Source organism: Alkaliphilus transvaalensis ATCC 700919, assembly GCF_000621485.1.
In the GTDB taxonomy this organism is placed as follows: Bacteria; Bacillota; Clostridia; order Peptostreptococcales; family Natronincolaceae; genus Alkaliphilus; species Alkaliphilus transvaalensis.
In genome coordinates, this window is sequence record NZ_JHYF01000003.1 from 270,766 (window position 1) to 290,067 (window position 19,302).

Genomic DNA, 19,302 nt, shown 5'->3' on the forward strand with positions numbered 1-19,302 from the left:
AATGATAAGAGAATCGAAATAATATGTAATCGAAATAATTATTAGGAGGTATTATTATGGAGCTAAAATGGAGTTTAAAGGAGTTATACCCCTCCTTTGAAGATGATAGTTTTAAAGAGGATTTAGTGAAAGTAAAAAAACGATTTGATGAAATAAGTAGTTGGATAGATAGGGAGTTGGAAAGTACTAATAATCCAGTTGAGAAGATGGAGTATATGGTTGGGGAATGTAGTGATTTAAAGAGTCGTCTTCATCGTTTATATTCCTTTTCATATTTATCCTTAACAGTTGACGCCACAAATGAAATTGCATTACAATCTGTAAACAAAATAGAAAAAATACAGTCCGAAGCAACAAAAATAATTGTAGCTTTTGAAAAGTGGTTAGGAAAACTAGAAAATTTAGAAGAGCTTATTAATACATCAGAAATCCTAAAAGATCATCACTTTTTTTTAACAGAAAGCAAGAAAAAAAATAAGTATCTTCTCAGTGAAGGAGAAGAGATTATTTTAAGTAAAATGAGTAATACAGGGGCTAAAGCTTGGACAAAACTGCAATCTCTTTTAGCTTCTACCCTTATGATTCCGATAGAGGTTAAAGGAGAAATAAAGGAACTTCCATTACCTAGTATAAGAAACATGGCCTATGATTCAGACCCTAATGTGAGAAGAAAAGCTTATGAAGCAGAACTAGAGGCATATAAACAGATTGATGAAGCCTCTGCCGCTGCCCTCAATGGAATAAAGGGGGAAGTTATTACGGTTGCCGCCCTTAGAGGATATCAGTCTCCATTGGAGAAGACCCTAATAGAGAGCCGAATGGATGAAGAAGTGTTGAATGCTATGCTAGAAGCAATGGAGGAGAGTTTACCTGTCTTTAGAAAATATTATCGCAAGAAGGGTGAATTGTTAGGTCACGAAGCTGGGTTACCTTTTTTTGACCTGCTTGCTCCAATGGGGACAGTTAATAAGCAATATACTTATGAAGAAGCGACAGCCTTTGTTGTTAAACATTTTCGATCCTTTAGTGATAAGTTAGCTGATTATGCTACTAAGGCGATAGAAAATAACTGGATTGATGTTGAACCAAGGAAGGGAAAAAGGGGTGGAGCCTTTTGCTTTAATCTACATCCTATTAAGGAAAGTAGATTCTTGTTAAACTTTACAGGTAGTTTCAAAAATGTCAGTACTTTAGCCCATGAGTTAGGTCATGGGTATCATGGAGCATGTTTAGTGGATGAAGGCATTTTAAATACCACTTATCCAATGCCTTTAGCAGAAACAGCTTCAATTTTTGCCGAGACGATTATTACCAATGCAGCCCTTAAGGAAGCTACTAAAGAAGAGGCATTTAGTATTTTAGAAAGTTCAATCTCCCATTCAGGACAAATTATAGTAGATATTTATAGTCGTTATTTATTTGAAACAGCCCTTTTTAAGGAACGGGAGAAGTATCCTGTATCTGTTGAAAAACTTAACAAACTTATGATGGAAGCACAAAAGGTGGCTTATGGAGATGGTTTAGACCATCGTTATTTACATCAATATATGTGGATAAATAAATCCCACTATTATAATGCTGAACGAAACTTTTACAACTTCCCCTATGCCTTTGGGTTGCTTTTTGCCCTTGGGATCTATAGCGAGTATTTAAAGCGGGGAGAAAGCTTTGTAGAAGAGTACGATCAACTCCTTAGAGCTACAGGAAAGAATTCAATTAGAGATGTAGCCAAAATGGCTGGAATTGATGTAGCTTCTAAAGATTTTTGGAGAAGTTCATTAAAATTAATAGAAGAAGATATTGAAAAGTTTATTGAGTTAGCCAATGAGAGATTATAACATTTGGAAATGAGTAATTACTTTAATATGATAGTATATTACCCATTGAAGATTAAGTAATGAAGTTTTTGTTTTGCAGTAATTGCAGTAGTGTAAATTCTATTAAATTATAGAAGTTTCCTCTGCAATTTTCCCAACAATATAATACTTTTAGGGTGATAGATACTTCCAAGGTAGAAACTGTAATTAATCAAAATTACAAATCTGCTTTGGAAGTTTTTCTATCTGTTGATAAAGCATTAACACGATAAGCAGGGAATCTTGCGGTAAAATTCGACATTATTGAGAAAACATTAACAAAGTTTAATAATTAGGTAGTATTTTTTTTGAAATAACAATTGCAGAAGATAAGAAATATAGTGTATAATCAAAGTATAAATGATGAAAAAAGAATATTCACAGAATATAGTTAATTTTCTAAAAACTAAACAGGACATTTTGATAGTCGAAATATGGGATTCACTAAGCAAAAGAATGTTAACAATTTAACAACAAACGATGGAAAAAAATCACAATTAATATGAAGGATTTTATCGTTATATGTAGAAAATTTAGTTGATTTAAACTATTCAGAATTAATTTTATGTAATAATTAATTTCGTTTGGCAATAAGCTTAAAATCAAAATATGTAAAAAATAGGAGGGGCAATATGGCTAAAAATATTCTTACTGAAGAAAACTTCAAGAGATTGGAAGGAATCATTGAGGCTAATAAAGGCAAAAAAGGTGCATTGATGCCAGTATTACATGAGGCTCAAAAAATCTTTGGATGTATTCCGTTGGAAGTACAAAAAAGGGTTTCTAATGAACTAGAAGTTCCCTTAAGTGAGATTTATGGTGTAGTTACTTTTTATTCGCAATTCACTCTAGAGCCACGAGGAGAATACGTAATTGGAGTTTGTTTAGGTACAGCCTGTTATGTTAAAAATGCACAACCAATCATTGATAAGATTAGTGAGCTAACGGGAGCACCAGTTGGTGGAACCTCAGCAGATGGAAAGTTTTCTCTTGAAGCTACAAGATGTATTGGGGCCTGTGGTCTAGCTCCTGTACTTACGGTAAATGAAGATGTATATGGAAGATTAGTGGTAGGGGATGTACCTGGCATAGTTGCTAAATATTAAAAAAAGGGGGCATTTTAAAATGAAATCTTTACAAGAACTAGAGCAAATTCGCCAACAGGCATTGGAAAAGGTAAGTATTAGAACCGATAGAAAAGGTACTAGAATCGTTGTAGGAATGGCCACCTGTGGAATTACTGCTGGAGCAAGACCGGTGCTTATGGGATTATTAGGAGAAGTTCAGAAAAGAAAATTACAAGACGTTGTTGTAACCCAAACAGGATGTATTGGTGTATGCCGTCTAGAGCCAATTGTTGAAGTCTACAAAGAAGGTGAAGGAAAAACCACCTATGTAGAAATGACACCAGAAAAGGCTCAAAGGGTTATATTAGAACATATTGTTAATGGAAAAGTAGTGGATGAATTTACTATTGGAGCTTATGAAAAATAATAGCCAGAGATAAGGGGGTTAAACAATGGAATTAATGAGATCCCACGTGTTAGTATGTGGAGGAACAGGTTGTACATCTTCTGGATGTCAAAAAATAATTAATAAGTTAGATGAACAGTTAGAAAAGCATGAAATGAAAAAAGAAATACAAGTAGTAAAGACTGGATGTTTTGGTCTTTGTGAAGCTGGTCCCATCGTAATTGTTTATCCAGAGGGTTCCTTCTACAGTCGAGTTGAAGAGAAGGACGTTGAAAAAATCGTTGAAGAACATTTATTAAAGGGAAGAATCGTCAAAGACTTATTATATAAAGATGCGATTGTAGAAGACCAAATTAAATCGGTAGACGAAGTAGACTTCTACAAAAAACAACACAGGGTTGCTTTAAGAAACTGTGGTGTTATTAACCCAGAATCAATTGAAGAATATATTGCCTTTGATGGATATAAGGCTCTAGGAAAAGTACTAACTGAAATGAAGCCTCAAGATGTTATTGATGAAATTAAAAAGTCAGGACTAAGGGGTCGTGGAGGTGGAGGATTCCCTTCAGGACTTAAGTGGGAATTTACAGCAAAGGCAGAGGGAGACCAAAAATATGTTGCCTGTAATGCCGACGAAGGTGACCCAGGTGCCTTCATGGATCGTTCGGTGCTAGAGGGCGACCCCCACGCAATTATTGAAGCTATGGCTATAGCTGGTTATGCAGTTGGAGCAGACATGGGTTATGTATACATTAGAGCTGAGTATCCAATTGCTGTAGATCGATTAGATATTGCAATTAAAGAAGCAAGAAGAGTTGGTTTACTAGGTAAGAACATCTTTGGAACAGACTTTAATTTTGATATGGAAATTAGATTAGGTGCGGGAGCCTTCGTTTGTGGAGAAGAAACAGCTTTAATTAACTCAATAGAAGGTAAACGTGGGATGCCTAGACCAAGACCACCATTCCCAGCTGTAAAAGGAATTTGGGATAAGCCAACCCTATTAAATAACGTAGAAACCTATGCCAACGTACCACAAATTATTTTAAATGGTGCAGAATGGTTTGCAAATATAGGAACAGAAAAATCAAAAGGAACTAAGGTTTTTGCCCTAGGTGGAAAAATCAACAATACGGGATTAGTTGAAATTGCAATGGGAACTACCTTAAGAGAAGTAATTTATGATATCGGTGGAGGTATTCCAAATGGTAAGGCCTTTAAAGCTGTACAAACAGGAGGACCATCTGGTGGATGTATTCCAGGCGACTACCTTGATACACCAATTGACTATGATAATTTAATTGCATTAGGATCTATGATGGGTTCTGGTGGAATGATTGTTATGGACGAAGAGAATTGTATGGTGGATATTGCAAGATTCTTCTTAGACTTTACGGTTGAAGAATCCTGTGGAAAATGCCCACCTTGTAGAATTGGTACAAAACGTATGCTAGAAATTCTAGATCGAATTACTGAAGGTAAAGGTGAACTAGAAGATATCGAAAAACTTGAGCGTTTGGCAGAAAACATTAAGGTATCTTCATTATGTGGTTTAGGTCAAACGGCTCCAAATCCAGTTATATCAACTTTAAAATATTTCAGAGAAGAATTTGAAGCCCATATACGTGAAAAGAAGTGTCCAGCTGGGGTGTGTCAATCTCTATTAAGCATCACAATTGATGAAAGCTGTAAGGGATGCGGTATCTGTAAGAAGGCATGTCCTGTCGATGCAATCGTTGGAGAGAAGAAGTTACTTCATCAAATCGACCAAGATAAGTGTATTAAATGTGGTGTTTGTATTGATAAGTGTCCTTTTAAATCTATTGCTAAAAGATAGGTAAAAAGGGTTTCATCTCAAATTGAAAGGAGTGCTTCATTTGGAAAAAATTACTTTAACCATAGATCAAATACAAGTAGAAGTTCCCAAAGGTACTACAGTTCTTGAAGCGGCTAGAGTAGCAGGAGTGGATATACCAAGTCTTTGCTATCTTAAGGATATAAATGCAATTGGTGCCTGTAGGGTTTGTTTAGTAGAGGTAGAGGGAAGTAGAGGTCTTCAAGCTTCTTGTGTGTTCCCTGTAGCAGAAGGAATGGTTGTTAAAACCAATACTAAAAAACTAAGAGATGCAAGAAAATCGACAGTAGAGTTAATCCTATCAAATCATAATAGAGAATGTTTAACTTGTTCAAGAAATAAAAATTGTGAGCTTCAAAGTTTAGCAGAAGAAATGAATATTACTGAAATTCCCTTCGAAGGAGATAAGTCTGAAACAACAATAGATGCTTTTTCTACTTCAATCGTGAGGGACTCAAGTAAATGTATCCTATGTGGCAGATGCGTTAATGTATGTAAAAATCAACAGGAAATTGGAATATTAGATTTTACAAATAGAGGGTTTGAAACCCAAGTATCCCCAGCCTTTAATATGAGTATGGACCAAGCTCCATGTATCTACTGTGGTCAGTGTATTGTAGCCTGTCCAGTGGCAGCCTTAAAGGAAAAGGAAGATATTGATAGAGTTTGGGATGCAATTGAAGATCCAGATCTTCATGTAGTGGTTCAAACAGCACCTGCAGTTAGAGCAGCTTTAGGAGAAGAGTTTGGATTACCAATTGGATCAAGAGTTACAGGCAAAATGGTATCTGCCCTTAAGCGACTTGGTTTTAGCAAAGTATTTGATACAAACTATGCGGCAGACTTAACTATTATGGAAGAAGGTCATGAATTATTGCACCGTCTTCAAAACAAAGGAACTCTACCAATGATCACTTCCTGTTCGCCAGGTTGGGTAAGATATTGTGAGTTTAATTATCCAGAGTTTTTACCAAATCTTTCAACCTGTAAGTCTCCCCATCAAATGTTGGGAGCAATTGTAAAAAGCTATTATGCAGAAAAAAATAATGTAGATCCTAAAAAAATCTTTATGGTTTCTATTATGCCTTGTACATCTAAAAAGTCAGAAGTTGCCCGTCCAGAACTAGAAGTTAATGGATTAAGAGATGTCGATGCAGTATTAACCACAAGAGAATTGGCAAAAATGATAAAACAGGCAAGAATAGACTTCTTAAAGTTAGAGGATGCTGATTTTGATTCAGCTTTAGGCACCTATACAGGAGCAGGGGTAATCTTCGGTGCAACTGGTGGAGTTATGGAGGCAGCCCTAAGAACTGTAGCTGATGTGTTAGAAGGAAAAGATTTAGAGCAATTTGAGTATAACAACATTAGAGGTGTTGAAGGGATTAAGGAAGCGGAAGTAACCCTTGGAGGAAACACCATTAGAATTGCCATTGCCCACGGAACTGCTCAAGCGGCGAAACTTCTAGAAATGGTTAAGAATGGTGAAAGAGAATACCACTTCATCGAAATGATGGGTTGTAGTGGTGGATGTGTAGCTGGTGGAGGGCAACCCCATGTAACGGCTAAACAAAGAATGGAATATGACATCAGAATAGAGCGGGCAAAAGCTCTTTACGAAGAAGATACGAAAATGGAATTTAGAAAGTCCCATAAAAATCCATTAATTAAAGAACTATATGACACTTATTTAGGAAAACCAAATGGACATAAAGCCCATGAGCTACTTCACACCCATTATGTGGAGAGGGAGCAATATCCAACTTCTAAGGAAGACTCAGTTGTAGTTGAAGAACAACATAAAATTTCATAAGGTTAAACAAGATCGAAATGAAATCTAACCAAGGAACCTTTTCCTTGGAAGGAGAAAATGATCGGTAATTTCCCTAAAGGCAAGGATTTAATCTGAGCAAAAGGCGAAGAAGGTTTAATGATAAAATAAAAAACTTTCCTATCCTTTTAGGAAAGTTTTTTTGATGTTTTTTAACTATTTGCCATGAATATTAAGTAAAGTAGATTCCATTGGCATTAGCACAAATGTAGATTTAGCGATTAATTTTCTTTAGGTAATTTAATTTTCTTTAGATAATTTAGTTTTCCTTATCAAGATAGTAAAAAAAGAAGGTCTATTTGGAGGGTGGAAAATGGAAAAGAGAATTGGTGTGGTGGCCATTATTGTAGAAGATAAAAAGGTAATTGATGATGTAAATAAGCTTCTAAGTAATTTTGCTGAAAGTATTGTTGGAAGGATGGGAGTCCCCTATAAGGAAAAACAAGTAAGTATTATTTCCTTGATCGTAGATGGAACAACAGATGAAATTGGAGCTTTAACAGGAAAACTTGGCAGATTAGAGGGCGTAACAGTGAAAAGTGCCCTAACTAAAAAATAAGACCGAAGAATCTAAGGAGGTAAAAGCTATGAATACCCATGAGATCATCAATGAAGGTAAAATACATCAATTAATAAAAGAAGGGAGTACTTCCACAAAGGAAGAAGTTCTAGCAATAATTGAAAAGGCAAAGGAAGGCCATGGTCTAAACCTTAAGGAAGCAGCTTCGTTGTTAATGGTGGAGGATCCAGAAATATTAAATTCATTGATGGAGGCAGCCCAATTTGTGAAGGAAAAAATCTATGGAAAGCGGGTAGTTATTTTTACACCCCTTTATACCAGCAACGAATGTACAAATAACTGCCTATATTGTGGGTTTAGAGTAGCTAATAAACATCTCCACAGAAAAACCTTAACCACAAAAGAAATTGTTGATGAAGCTAAGGTAATTGTAGAACAGGGGCATAAGAGACTATTGTTAGTGTGCGGAGAAGATCCTAAAAAGACCTCAATTAACCATATTACAGAAGCTTTAGAGGCCATCTATAAAGAGACGGATATTAGAAGAATAAATGTTAATGCTGCCCCAATGGAGGTTGAAGACTTTAAGAAGTTAAAGGAAGTAGGGATTGGAACCTATCAAATTTTCCAAGAAACCTATCATCGAGAAACCTACGGAAAAATGCACCCATCTGGAAGTAAGAAGGATTATGACTACCGTTTGACTGCCATAGAAAGGGCTATGGAGGCAGGGATAGACGACTTCGGTATTGGCGTTTTACTAGGCTTATATGACTATCGTTTTGATGTATTGGCCACCCTAATGCATTCACAATATATGGATGATAAATATCATGTAGGTCCCCATACTATATCTGTACCGAGATTAAGACCTGCCAACGATTCAGCCATTAAGGAAGTACCCTATGAAGTAAAGGATGAAGATTTTAAAAAGGTTGTGGCAGTTTATCGATTAACCCTACCCTACACTGGCATTATTTTATCCACCAGAGAGTCAGTAGAATTAAGAGATGCCCTATTAAGCTTAGGAGTTTCTCAGATGTCGGCTGGGTCTAAAACTAACCCAGGAGGATATGGAGAAGAAGACAAAGAAGCAACGCAATTTGAAACTAGTGATGAAAGAAAATTAGATGAAATATTACAGGTGATTTGCCAACAGGGATATCTCCCCAGCTTTTGTACAGCCTGTTATCGTGCAAACCGAACAGGGGAAGCCTTTATGAATTTAGCAAAAGAGGCAGAAATTCATGAGTTTTGTCAGTCCAACGCCATCCTTACCTTTAAAGAACACTTGTTAGACTATGGAAGTGACACGACTAATGAACAGGGAAATGTTTTAATTGAAAAGGCCCTAAAAGAAATTGAAAATGATCGACTATACGAAATTACCCTTCAAAGATTAAAGGAAATTGAAGAAGGTAAACGGGATCTTTTCTTTTAGAAAAACAGATGGAGGAGATAGATATGAGTAATCAGCAATATATCATTATATGCTATTCTACAAGTCAAATGCTAAGGGCAGACAGCCTTTTAAAGGCTTTAAATGTTACAACAGATTTAATTCCAACCCCCAGTGAATATGGCTCCATCTGTAGTACGGCAATCGCAATTTCCCATAAGGATAAGGAAATAGCAGAAAAAATTTTAATGGATCATAACTTTGCAGTAAAGGGAATCTTTCCCCATGAAATTCGAAAACTAAGTGGATTGATGGAGAGTTTAAAAAATACAGTTATTTCTCAACCCTTCAAGGACATTATGAAAAAGGTTGAAACCGGTGAGACTTTATCAAAGGAAGAAATCACCTACCTTCTAAAGGTGGAAGGCAGTGAGAAGAAAGTATTATTCGAAACAGCAGACAGAATGAGGAAGGAAATTGTTGGGGATGTAGTAGAGGTACGGGCAGCTATCGAATTTTCAAACTACTGTAATAAGAGCTGTCATTATTGTGGCATACGAAATGGTTGCTCTGTACCCAATCGATATCGTATGACAGAGGATGAAATTATGGAGGCAGTCCATCAACTCCACAAAACAGGTATTAAAACAGTGGTGCTTCAGTCGGGAGAAGATGATTACTACACCGTCGATCTATTAATTCAACTGATAAAAAGAATTAAAAGGGAAACAAAGATGGGAATTACCTTAAGTGTTGGGGAGAGAAGCTATGAAGAATACGCAGCTTTAAAGAAGGCTGGAGCCAACAATTATCTTCTTAAAATTGAAACTACCAACCCAGAAATATTTCAATTTATTCATCCCGATGATGACCTACAAGTAAGGAAGCAATGTGCCCAATGGTTAAAGGAGTTAGGTTATGTAAACGCTTCTGGTAATATGATTGGACTACCAGGCCAAAGACCAGAGGATATTGCAGAAGATATTTTATTCTTTAAAGAAATGGGAATCCATATGATTGGCATAGGTCCCTTTATACCAGCCAAAGGTACGCCTTTTGAAAAGTACCCCCAAGGTAGTGTGGAAATGACCTTAAAGGCTGTGGCGGTAACCCGTCTCGTTTGTAAAAATGTATTTATTCCTGCAACAACAGCCCTTGCATCAATTGATCCTGATGGACAACGAAAGGCCCTTCAGGCAGGGGCCAATAGTTTAATGCTAATTTCCACCCCACCAAAGTATCGGTTAAATTATCAAATCTATAGCAATAAAAATATGATCGATTTAGATTCTGCAATAGAAGCAATAAAGGAAGCGGGCAGAAGACTGCCAAAATACCTAGTTCTTAATGAGGAGGTATCGGTATGAATCAAACCCCCAGAGGTAATAGATTACACATAGCCCTATTTGGAAGAAGAAATGTAGGGAAATCTAGCTTAATTAATGCCCTAACCAATCAGGATATAGCCCTCGTATCAGACTTAGCAGGGACAACTACTGACCCTGTCTATAAGGCAATGGAGATTTTACCCATTGGGCCAGTACTAATTATTGATACAGCAGGGATTGACGATGTTGGTATGATCGGTGAGCTAAGAATTGAAAAAACAAAAGAGGTTTTAAATAAAACCGATCTAGCCCTAATCGTAACCACAAAGGAGTATGGGATCGGCAGCTATGAAAAAGAAATTATAGAGACCATAAAAGAAAAAAACATTCCCATTGTTGTAGTAGAAAATAAATCTGATATACAGGAAGCTACAACAGAAAAGAGAAGAGAAAAGGAAAATCAAAACTATCCTTTTGTAGAGGTTAGTGCAAAAAATGGGGAAGGAATCGATAGACTTAAAGAGAAAATTATTGAGACCGCCCCTAAGGAAGTTGAAATTTCCCTAATGGATGGGTTAGTTAAAAAAGGAGATGTTGTTGTTTTAGTAACCCCCATAGATTCTGCCGCCCCAAAAGGGAGAATGATTTTACCACAAGTACAAGCAATTCGAGACATTCTTGACCATGATGCCTTTATGGTGGTTTGTAAAGAATCTGAATTAGAAGATGCCTTAGGTAGATTAAGTAGGCCTCCAGACCTTGTAGTAACCGACTCTCAAGCCTTTAGTGTGGTATCGAAAATATTACCGAGGGAAATTCCCCTAACCTCCTTTTCCATATTATTTGCAAGGCATAAGGGAGATTTAGAAGAATTAGTTAAGGGAGTTAAGGCAATAGAAAATCTGCAAGAAGGGGATGAAGTTTTAATTGCAGAGGGATGTACCCATCATCGACAAGAAGATGATATAGGAACTGTAAAGATTCCTAACTGGTTGCAAAGAAGAATTGGTGGGAAATTGAAATTTTCATGGGTGGCAGGTACAAAGTTTGAAGAAGATTTAACGAAATATAAGTTAATTGTCCACTGTGGTTCCTGTATGCATAATCGTAGAGAAATGTTAAATCGAATTAGTCGAGCTAAGGCAGCAGGTGTTCCTATGGTAAACTACGGAGTATTAATTGCTGATGTAACAGGAATTTTAGATCGAGCATTAGAACCCTTTAAATTAATAATTAAAGAAATTTAAGTAGAAAAGACAATCTGAGTGTAAAAAGATTGTCTTTTTTTTATCAATATTTAAAAGGGAAATAGAAAACTTTTGTATATTATTACTAATAATGGCTTTGAATTAATAAGAATAGTCTAAAGATTATTTATATTAATCACATTGAAAAAATAACGAATTTAATATATAATAAGCTCATAATGTTTAAATGTATTGAAATATAGCCATTATTACAAACTAACAAATTGGGATATTTCAAAAGGTTCAGTTGACTACGTTACTTCTTGATCAGAAGAAGTAAAGTTTTTTATGTTAAGACAATGTTTTACCATAACACAGAAAATTATAAGAATGGGAAAATGTTAAATATTTAACTAAGTTAAACATGGAAAGGTTTTCAGGTCAGATCGTTTTTAAGATCGGATTAAAGATTATAAATGAAAATAAAATTGATATCATCATTTTTAAAGGAGGTTCATTATGGCAAAAAACATTTTAACAGAAGAAAACTTTCTTAGGCTACATAAAACTATCCAGTTGAATCGGGGAAAGAAAGGGGCATTAATGCCTGTGCTTCATGAAGCTCAAAAAATCTTTGGATGTATACCGCTGGAAGTTCAAAAGAGGATTTCCGAAGAGTTAGGGGTGCCCTTAAGTGAAATTTATGGTGTCGTAACCTTTTATTCTCAGTTCACCCTAGAACCAAGGGGAGAATATGTTATAGGGGTCTGTTTAGGGACGGCCTGTTACGTCAAAAATGCTCAGCCAATTTTAGATAAAGTGGCAGAACTAACAGGGGCTTCAGTAGGAGGAACATCCCCAGATGGGAAGTTTTCGTTGGAGGCCACCAGATGTATAGGGGCCTGTGGTTTAGCACCAGTATTAACGGTTAACGAAGATGTATATGGTAGATTAGTAGTAGGAGATGTACCTGGTATTGTTGCCAAATATTAAGAAGATCATTGTAAAGGGGGCAGTAATATGAAATCCATTCAAGAATTAGAACAAGCTTGCCAACGAGGGTTAGAAAAAATCAATATAAGGCTGAACTCTGTTGATGAAAAGCATATAGACAAAAGCGATGAAGACAAGAAACATAAGGAGAAAAACCATGTAATGGTTTGTGGTGGAACAGGATGTACTTCTTCCGGTTGTCAAAAGATTATTGGTAAATTGGATGAAGAACTGAAAAAACACCAACTTACTGAAGAAATTAAAGTGATTAAAACGGGATGTTTTGGCTTATGTGAAGCAGGGCCAATTATTATAACCCACCCCGATGGAACCTTCTATAGTAGGGTTAATCCAGAGGATATAGAAAAAATAGTAGAAAACCATTTGATTGAAGGGAATATCGTAAAAGACCTACTCTATAAGGGGGCAATTAAACAGGACGAAATTAAACCCTTTCACGAAGTAGACTTTTATAAAAAACAAAAGCGAGTTGCCCTAAGAAACTGTGGGGCAATAGACCCTGAAAATATCTATGAATATATTGCCCTAGATGGATATAAGGCTTTAGCAAAGGTTTTAACTGAAATGACTCCAGAAGGAGTTATTGATGAAATGAAGCGCTCTGGACTAAGGGGACGGGGTGGCGGCGGTTTCCCAGCTGGCTTAAAGTGGGACTTTACAGCTAAAGCCAAGGGTGACCAAAAGTACGTTGCCTGTAACGCCGATGAAGGTGACCCTGGGGCCTTTATGGATCGTTCTGTTTTAGAGGGAGACCCCCATGCCGTTATAGAAGCAATGGCTATTGCTGCCTATGCCGTGGGTTCTGATATGGGTTATGTCTATATTAGAGCAGAATATCCAATTGCGGTAAGTCGATTGCAAATTGCTATTGACCAAGCAAGAGAAATTGGTTTACTAGGTAAGGATATTTTAGGTACAGGATTTAACTTTGATTTAGAGATACGTTTAGGGGCAGGTGCCTTTGTTTGTGGAGAAGAAACTGCTCTTATTAATTCAATAGAAGGTAAACGAGGAATGCCAAGACCAAGGCCGCCTTTTCCTGCCCATAAGGGAATATGGAACAAACCAACTTTACTAAATAATGTTGAAACCTACGCCAATGTACCCCAGATCATATTAAAGGGTGCAGACTGGTTTGCCAATATGGGGACAGAAAAGTCTAAAGGCACAAAGGTTTTTGCCTTAGGAGGAAAGATTAACAATACAGGTTTGGTGGAAATCGCCATGGGAACAACCCTTAAAGAGGTCATCTATGATATTGGTGGGGGAATACCCAACGGAAAGAAGTTTAAGGCAGTTCAAACAGGAGGACCTTCGGGGGGATGTATTCCTGCCAACTACCTAGAGACTCCAATTGATTATGATAACTTAATTTCATTAGGCTCAATGATGGGTTCTGGTGGTATGATCGTAATGGATGAAGACAATTGTATGGTGGATATCGCAAGATTCTTCTTAGACTTTACCGTTGAAGAATCCTGTGGGAAGTGTACCCCATGTCGTGAGGGTACAAAGAGGATGTTAGAAATATTAGAAAGAATTGCTGACGGAGAAGGAGAACTTAGCGACTTAGATAAATTACAGTCGATGGCAAAGACGATTAAATCGGCATCCCTATGTGGATTAGGTCAAACAGCACCAAATCCAGTTTTATCAACCCTACATTACTTTAGACATGAGTATGAAGCCCATGTAAAGGATAAAAAATGCCCAGCAGGGGTTTGTCAGGCTCTATTACAATATATGGTTATTCCAGAACTATGTAAGAAGTGTGGAATCTGTGCTAAAAAATGCCCAACCAGCTGTATTGATGGGGTTAAGGGTAAGGAAGTATATGTAATTAGACAAGAAGATTGCGTAAAATGTGGTGCCTGTATGGCGGCCTGTCCATTTAAGGCAATTAAAAAGGGCTAATGGCTAATTGTTCAGACTAAGCACAATCCATAATGAATCGGTGAGATTAATCATAAGGAGGATAAAGGATGATTACCTTAAAAATAAATGGACTAGAAGTTGAAGCAGAAGAGGGTTCAACGATCCTCGAAGCTGCTACAAAAGTAGGAGTTAAGATCCCCACCTTTTGCCATGACCCAAGATTAGTGCCCCATGGGTCTTGTAGAATTTGTGTTGTAGAGCTAGAAGGGGGAAGAAATCTTCCTACTGCCTGTACAACACCCGTTGCAGAGGGGATGAACATTCAAACAGAAAGTAAGGAAGTAGTAGAAACCAGACGGGAGATTTTAGATTTAATATTAGCAAACCATCCACTAGATTGTTTAACCTGTGAAAAGTCTGGTAGATGTACGTTGCAAGACCTTTGTTTTAAGTATGACGTCAAAGAGACCACCCATAGGGGAGCTAAAAAATGCCATCCAATAGATGAGTCTAATCCCTTTTATTATAGTGATCAAAACAAATGTATCCTGTGTGGAAAATGTGTCTATGTCTGTTCTCAGCTACAAGGAACAAATGCAATTGGATTTGCTGAAAGGGGCTTTCCAACCCATATTGCAACACCTTTTAATGAAGGTTTAGCGCATTCCACCTGTGTTTCTTGTGGAAACTGCGTTTCGGTCTGCCCTGTAGGGGCATTAATGCCAAAGAGTAAAGAAAAGTTTAGGTATTGGGAAACTAGAACTGTTAGAACAACCTGCTCCTATTGTGGGGTTGGATGCCAGATGGATCTTGTTGTTAAAGAAAACTCAGTAGTTGGGATAGACCCTGTTATGGCAGTACCTAATGATGGTTTATTATGTGTTAAAGGAAAGTTTGCCTTTAATTTTATTAACCATCCTAATAGACTAAAAAAGCCTTTAGTAAGAAAAGAGGGTAAATTAGTTGAAGCCACATGGGAAGAGGCCTATCAAGTGATCGCAGATCAAATTAATGAAATTAAGACAAAGGATGGGGCCGATGCAATCGCAGGTTTTTCCTCTGCAAGGGCATTAACAGAAGAAAACTATCTTATGCAAAAGCTGATGAGGGCTGTCGTGGGAACCAACAATGTAGATCATTGTGCCCGCCTCTGACATAGTTCTACAGTTGCAGGTCTTGCAACTACAGTTGGAAGTGGAGCCATGACAAATAGTATTGGAGAAATTATTGATGCTGATGCCATCTTCATCACGGGGTCAAACACCACCGAAAGTCATCCCGTAATTGGAGCTAAGGTAAAGCAGGCGATTAATCGTGGAGCAAAATTAATTGTGGCAGACCCAAGGGAAATTGAATTGGCTAAAGATGCCGATGTTTTCTTGCAAATAAAACCAGGCACCAGTATTGCCCTAAGTAATGGGATGGCCCATGTCATTTTAGAAGAAGGCATAGAGGATAAAGAATACATTAAAGCTAATACAGAAGAATTTGATAAATTTGCTAAAAAAGTGAAGGACTACACCCCAGAAAAGGTAGCAGAGATTTGTGGGGTAGCTGCTGAAGATATTAGAAAAGCAGCAAGAATTTATGGAGAAGCATCAAAAGCCAGTATCTTATATTGTATGGGGATCACCCAACATCATAATGGAACAGAAACAGTAATGAGTTTATCTAACTTAGCCTTGATGACAGGGAATTTAGGAAAGGAATCTACTGGTTTAAATCCCCTTAGAGGACAGAATAACGTACAGGGAGCCTGCGATATGGGGGCATTACCTAACGTATTAACGGGATACCAGTCGGTGGTTAATCCAGAAGTAATTGAGAAATTTGAAAAGGCTTGGAATGTTAAATTAAGTAGTAAACCAGGCTTAACCATTCCAGAGGCCATGCATGGAGCAAGTCATGGAGATATTAAAATGCTCTATATCTTCGGTGAAAACCCAATGGTTTCAGACCCAGACACCAACCATGTAAGGAAAGCCTTAAGTAAGACCTTCCTAGTGGTGCAGGATATATTCTTAACAGAAACAGCTGAATTGGCAGATGTTGTTTTACCTGCCGCCAGTTTTGCAGAGAAGGAAGGGACCTTCGTCAATACTGAAAGAAGGGTTCAAAGGGTTAGAAAGGCAGTGGAGGCTCCTGGTGAAGCAAAACCAGATTGGGTAATTTTGATGGAATTGATGAATGTACTAGGATATGGGAAAAAATATCATAACACCGAAGAGATCTTCAATGAAATTAGAGAGGTTACTCCCCAGTATGCAGGAATTACCTACGAAAGGATTGCAGAAGTAGGGATCCAATGGCCTTGCCCAACAGAAGACCATCCTGGTACTAAAGTTCTTCATGTTGGAAAACCTGCAAGGGGAGCTGGATTATTTAAGGCGGTGGACTATATACCTTCTAGTGAAGAGAACAAAGAGGAATATCCTTATATCTTAACGACTGGTCGTAACTTATATCAATATCATACGACAACCATGACGGGTAAAACCGATGGGATTAACGAAAAGGCTGGTGAATGTTACATTGAAATTAATCCTTCTTTAGCAGAAGCTTTAAATATTAAAGAGGGTGAAATTGTAAAAGTAACCTCCCCAAGGGGTGAAATTAAAACCAAGGCAAGGGTCAGCGAAATTGTAGGAGAAAAGGTAGTATTTATACCCTTCCATTATGCTGAGGGAGCAAATATATTAACCAATGGAGAGGAATTAGATCAATATGTTAAAATTCCAGGACTTAAAGTAACGGGAGTTAATATAGAGAAATTAGCTTAAGTGGATTAAAATCTTTTGTTGTACCATAAGGGGATAGGGATTCTGAAAGGGTTCTTGTCCCTTTACCTTTGACCAAAGATATTAAACTCTGAATATGCTATAATATAATAGGAACATAAGAAAAGATTATAAAGAAATAAGAATAGATTATAAAAAAACGAGGTGTAGCCATGGAAGAAACGATAAAAGCTAGAATACATAAAGTATTTAGAGAAGATGTTGAAGAAGTGGAGGATACACTAATCGTCGAGTACCCCTTTACAATTTATATAAATGACCAGGAATTCATAACTCTTCTATGTTCGCCAACTGCTTTAGAATACTTAGCTACAGGCTTTTTAGTGTCGGAGGGGATTATTAAAGAACAATCACAAATTAAACAATTGAAACTGGATGAAAAAAACGGTCATGCCTATATTTACTTGAATAACTCAAACTATTTTTCTGAAAAACTATTCGGAAAAAGAACAGTTACAACTGGCTGTGGGAAGGGGACAATATTTTATAATGCCCTTCACTCCTTGGGTACGGGGAAGTTACAATCGAACTTTAACATCTCAGCAGAGAAGATCTATCAGTTGATGGAGGATTTTAATCATAAGTCTGATCTTTTTAAAGAAACAGGTGGAGTCCATAGCTGTGGGCTTTTTGATGAAGAGGGGATCATCCTATTCCATGAAGATGTAGGTAGACATAATGCATTAGATAAGATTATTGGAGAAGCCTTGATAAAGGATATAGAGCTTTCAAACAAAATTCTAATTACCAGTGGTAGAATTTCTTCAGAAATGATTATAAAAACCAGTAAGCGAAGTATTCCTATAGTTATTTCAAGGTCTGCCCCTACAAATCTTTCCTACAACATTGCCCAAGAACTAGGGATAACACTGATTGGATTTGCTAGAGGAAAGAAGCTGAATCTATATCATGACGAAAATAGAGTTTTATTTTCAGAAAATTAATGCTATAATTAAATTATCTATTTTAGCAAAATAAATGAAGTTATTTCCGAGCTATTACTTCTAAGGGGAAACCTATGTAGAATAGCCTGGGTGTAAGGAGAAATTCTTATGCCTCCCTCACTTGGAAAGGAAATAAACTGGCATACTGTATACATAGCCAGTCCTTCCATAGGACTGGCTTTTTTACGTAATCTATTGCAACAATTGCTACAAAAGATCTTCCAAAGGAAGACTTTGAATTGAAGAAAGGGTGATTTTATGAAGGACGGTTATTCAAGAAAAATAAATTATATGAGAATATCGATTACAGATCTCTGCAATCTTAGATGTCAGTATTGTATGCCAGAAAAGGGCATTCATAAGAAAGACCATAGAGAGATGCTGTCCTTTGAGGAAATTACTGAAATTGTTAAATCAGCTGCAAGACTAGGAATAGATAAGATTAGATTAACCGGTGGAGAACCTTTAGTAAAAAAAGATATTGTGAAACTAATTGAGAAAATTGCAAGTATTGAAGGGATTAAAGATGTAGCTTTAACTACAAATGGATTATTATTAAAGGATATGGCAAAGGACCTTCATCAAGCTGGTTTAAAAAGGGTAAATATCAGTATCGATTCTCTAAAACCTGATCGATATGAGGAGATTACCAGAGGTGGCAAGTTAAACCAAGTATTGGATGGAATACAGGAGGCCCTTCACCTAAAGATGGCACCAGTTAAGTTAAATGTTGTGGTCATTGGTGGGGTCAATGAAGATGAGGTTGAAGATTTTGCAAAATTAACAGTAAATGATAATATAGATGTAAGGTTTATAGAATTAATGCCTGTTGGGGAAGCCAGTGGATGGGCTAAAGAGCGATTCATTTCTAATGAAGAAGTTAAAAGACGAATTGGAGGATTAATTCCTCTAATTAATGATACCTCAGGGCCAGCAAGGCTTTATCAGCTTCCTGGTGCAAAGGGGAGAATCGGTTTTATTAATCCTATTAGTGAACATTTTTGCGGGGCCTGTAATCGGATACGCTTAACTTCCGATGGCAAACTAAAGCCCTGCCTTCATAGTAACCACGAAATTGATCTGTTAAAGGTATTGAAGGAAGACCCTAGACATGTAGATGAGGTTCTACAACGGGCTATTTTGTCAAAACCTGAAAAGCACTACTTATATACAACAGAACACGAAATTGGACATAGAAATATGTCTGAAATTGGGGGGTAGC

The 19,302-nt window shown here is 37.0% G+C and carries 14 protein-coding genes and 1 riboswitch; all 14 genes read left to right on the plus strand.

The genetic code is table 11. The features are described 5' to 3' along the window. Positions 1–56: 56 nt before the first annotated feature. The 14 genes from T335_RS0105755 to moaA all read left to right on the plus strand — a co-directional run bounded on the left by T335_RS0105755 (position 57) and on the right by moaA (position 19,301). Complete coding sequence (locus T335_RS0105755; protein ID WP_026476688.1) at positions 57–1,838, plus strand: M3 family oligoendopeptidase; 1,782 nt, start codon at positions 57–59, stop codon at positions 1,836–1,838. Positions 1,839–2,488: 650 nt separating this feature from the next. Continuing rightward, a complete protein-coding gene (locus T335_RS0105760) occupies positions 2,489–2,962 on the plus strand; it encodes an NADH-quinone oxidoreductase subunit NuoE family protein (protein ID WP_026476689.1) in 474 nt (157 codons plus the stop codon). A 19-nt stretch (positions 2,963–2,981) separates the two neighbouring features. Further along, complete coding sequence (locus tag T335_RS0105765; protein WP_026476690.1) at positions 2,982–3,350, plus strand: (2Fe-2S) ferredoxin domain-containing protein; 369 nt, start codon at positions 2,982–2,984, stop codon at positions 3,348–3,350. 25 nt (positions 3,351–3,375) lie between these two features. Further along, complete coding sequence (gene nuoF, locus T335_RS0105770) at positions 3,376–5,166, plus strand: NADH-quinone oxidoreductase subunit NuoF (RefSeq protein ID WP_026476691.1); 1,791 nt, start codon at positions 3,376–3,378, stop codon at positions 5,164–5,166. A 40-nt stretch (positions 5,167–5,206) separates the two neighbouring features. After that, positions 5,207–6,997, plus strand: a complete 1,791-nt coding sequence (locus T335_RS20010; RefSeq protein WP_051569161.1) for an NADH-dependent [FeFe] hydrogenase, group A6 — start codon at positions 5,207–5,209, stop codon at positions 6,995–6,997. A gap of 331 nt (positions 6,998–7,328) precedes the next feature. Beyond that, positions 7,329–7,574 carry a TM1266 family iron-only hydrogenase system putative regulator gene (locus tag T335_RS0105780; protein WP_026476692.1) on the plus strand — a complete coding sequence of 82 codons (246 nt, stop codon included), beginning with the start codon at positions 7,329–7,331 and terminating at the stop codon, positions 7,572–7,574. A gap of 28 nt (positions 7,575–7,602) precedes the next feature. Further along, positions 7,603–8,976: a [FeFe] hydrogenase H-cluster radical SAM maturase HydG gene (gene hydG, locus T335_RS0105785; RefSeq protein ID WP_026476693.1), complete on the plus strand. Its 1,374-nt coding sequence runs from the start codon at positions 7,603–7,605 to the stop codon at positions 8,974–8,976. Between the two features lie 23 nt (positions 8,977–8,999). Beyond that, a complete protein-coding gene (gene hydE, locus T335_RS0105790) occupies positions 9,000–10,301 on the plus strand; it encodes a [FeFe] hydrogenase H-cluster radical SAM maturase HydE (RefSeq protein ID WP_034327805.1) in 1,302 nt (433 codons plus the stop codon). After that, the gene (hydF, locus tag T335_RS0105795) at positions 10,298–11,509 is read left to right on the plus strand and encodes a [FeFe] hydrogenase H-cluster maturation GTPase HydF (protein ID WP_026476695.1); all 1,212 of its coding nucleotides are present in this window, start codon (positions 10,298–10,300) and stop codon (positions 11,507–11,509) included. Before hydE ends, hydF begins: the two co-directional genes overlap by 4 nt. 459 nt (positions 11,510–11,968) lie before the next feature. Then, positions 11,969–12,442, plus strand: coding sequence for an NADH-quinone oxidoreductase subunit NuoE family protein (locus T335_RS0105800; RefSeq protein WP_026476696.1), 474 nt, complete (start codon positions 11,969–11,971; stop codon positions 12,440–12,442). 27 nt (positions 12,443–12,469) lie between these two features. Further along, positions 12,470–14,377, plus strand: a complete 1,908-nt coding sequence (gene nuoF, locus T335_RS0105805; RefSeq protein ID WP_084281019.1) for an NADH-quinone oxidoreductase subunit NuoF — start codon at positions 12,470–12,472, stop codon at positions 14,375–14,377. A 68-nt stretch (positions 14,378–14,445) separates the two neighbouring features. Further along, on the plus strand, positions 14,446–17,118 hold the full coding sequence (fdhF, locus tag T335_RS21920) for a formate dehydrogenase subunit alpha (RefSeq protein ID WP_084281021.1): 2,673 nt from the start codon (positions 14,446–14,448) through the stop codon (positions 17,116–17,118). Between the two features lie 170 nt (positions 17,119–17,288). Next, entirely contained in the window at positions 17,289–18,080 is a 792-nt protein-coding gene (fdhD, locus tag T335_RS0105820) for a formate dehydrogenase accessory sulfurtransferase FdhD (RefSeq protein ID WP_051569162.1), read from the plus strand. A gap of 32 nt (positions 18,081–18,112) precedes the next feature. Continuing rightward, positions 18,113–18,228, plus strand: a riboswitch (molybdenum cofactor riboswitch). Between the two features lie 110 nt (positions 18,229–18,338). Then, positions 18,339–19,301 carry a GTP 3',8-cyclase MoaA gene (moaA, locus tag T335_RS0105830; protein WP_026476701.1) on the plus strand — a complete coding sequence of 321 codons (963 nt, stop codon included), beginning with the start codon at positions 18,339–18,341 and terminating at the stop codon, positions 19,299–19,301. The last annotated feature ends 1 nt before the right edge of the window (position 19,302 follow it).